Source organism: Romboutsia weinsteinii, assembly GCF_002250835.2.
Classification (GTDB): Bacteria; Bacillota; Clostridia; order Peptostreptococcales; family Peptostreptococcaceae; genus Romboutsia_A; species Romboutsia_A weinsteinii.
Genome location: NZ_NOJY02000135.1, coordinates 1 through 1,628 on the forward strand (window position 1 = coordinate 1; position 1,628 = coordinate 1,628).

Below are 1,628 nucleotides of genomic sequence, written 5' to 3' on the forward strand. Positions count from 1 at the left end.
AAAATAATTAATAAAGCTGTAGAAGATATCTTCTACAGCTTTATTAATTATTTTTCCGATGCATTTTTTTATATTATATAGATTTCTTGCAATGTTATCTATGACATTTATTTTTGCATGGATTCCATTCTTTACATTTATTCCAATGAGATTTATGGCACTTACTTCTACATGGATCCATAATCCAATGATCCATTTGACAGCATCGCTTGCAGCACTTACGACAGCAACTACAGTTCATATTGCTCCATGATCCATGATTACAAGAGTTGTTCTTACAAGAATCATGTTTATTACAGCAATGGTGCTTGCAAGAATGATTATTACAAGAATTCATAATTCTATATTCATAATTCTCATTTTCTCTACTCTGATTTAATTGCGAATAGTTCAAACCCATAAAATAATTTTTATATTTCACTTATGATCACCTTTCCACTCATAATCAACAGAAGATTACCTCTCCTAATATTAGATTATGATATAAATATCATAATGTGACTGATTTCTCTACTATATAATATTAAAATACAAAATAATACTATTTTGGTATGCTATGTTCGCAAGGTACCTTAGTTTGACATTTACCACATCCATATAATGGATTTGATTTTTCAGATAGTTCATCTAAAAAGTTGGCGCAAAGGTTATGATCTTTTCCATGTTCTATACTTATTGCATTTACAGGACATCTATGTATACATACTCCACAGTTTGTACAATACTCATACACATCTTTATATTTTCTTTCTTTTTTAGGTATATGTAATTCTGTAACTATACTTGAGAATCTGCCTGCCATTCCAGACTCTGTTATTATCCCTTTAGATAATCCAAATGTCCCTAAGCCGCATGCAAATGCAACGTGTCTTTCTGACCAATTACTTGTAAACTTTATTTTCTGCTCATTATAAAAACTTTTATCCATAGATGGAATTATACTTTTGTATCCCTCCTCTGTAAGATATGAGTTTAAAAAAATTGATAAATCATTTAATAGTTTTTGACCATTTTTTTTTCCATCTGACCATTCCATTGATGGCAATTGATTATCTACGCTATTGCTTTTTCGTATTGTTTCATTAAAAGGTAAAAAAAATGAGATTACTGTTTTACCTTCACTTAGCCATTGTTTTGGAAGCTTAAAGTGGTCTCCTATTATATCATGGTCTTTTAATTTGTAAAAATATTCATCTTCACAATCACAAAAACCAAAAATTGGTTTATCAAAAATTTTATTTCCCCCTAAAAAATCACATGCGATTTTAATTAGTTCTTTTTCCCCCATGTTTATCTCCCACCTTTATTATTATTTAAATTTTATCCATTATAATATATTATAGCTTAATATACTATTATTTCTAGATTTATTAGATTTTTATAATCTAATAAATCTAACTATTATTAAGTAAAATGTGCTAATTTCTTTATAAATGTTTATTATTTTGTATATGTGGTATATTTAAAATATAAATAATTATATAGCAGGTGATACTATGAAATTTTCAAAACAAAGAGAGCTAATTTTAAATACAATATTAAATAACAGTGTACATCCTAGTGCTGATTATATTTATGAAACTTTAAAAAAGGATAATCCTAATTTAAGCCTTGGAACAGTATACAGG

3 protein-coding genes are annotated in these 1,628 nt (G+C 27.3%); 2 read left to right on the forward strand and 1 reads right to left on the reverse strand.

Translation table 11 applies throughout. The annotated features are described in order from the left end of the window. Positions 1 to 100 precede the first annotated feature (100 nt). Entirely contained in the window at positions 101 to 253 is a 153-nt protein-coding gene (locus tag CHL78_RS20935; protein ID WP_158540746.1) for a hypothetical protein, read from the forward strand. Positions 254 to 541: 288 nt separating this feature from the next. Here CHL78_RS20935 and CHL78_RS20125 read toward each other — a convergent pair whose 3' ends face one another. Then, positions 542 to 1,288, reverse strand: a complete 747-nt coding sequence (locus CHL78_RS20125) for a 4Fe-4S binding protein (protein WP_094367222.1) — start codon at positions 1,286 to 1,288, stop codon at positions 542 to 544. A gap of 208 nt (positions 1,289 to 1,496) precedes the next feature. Here CHL78_RS20125 and CHL78_RS21545 point away from each other — a divergent pair. Continuing rightward, on the forward strand, positions 1,497 to 1,628 hold a 132-nt coding region (locus CHL78_RS21545; protein WP_199534141.1), incomplete at its 3' end, for a transcriptional repressor.

Coding starts and splice junctions, on each gene's coding strand:
- CHL78_RS20935 (WP_158540746.1), top strand. CDS start 101: ATGACATTTATTTTTGCATGGATTCCATTCTTTACATTTATTCCAATG.
- CHL78_RS20125 (WP_094367222.1), bottom strand. CDS start 1,288: ATGGGGGAAAAAGAACTAATTAAAATCGCATGTGATTTTTTAGGGGGA.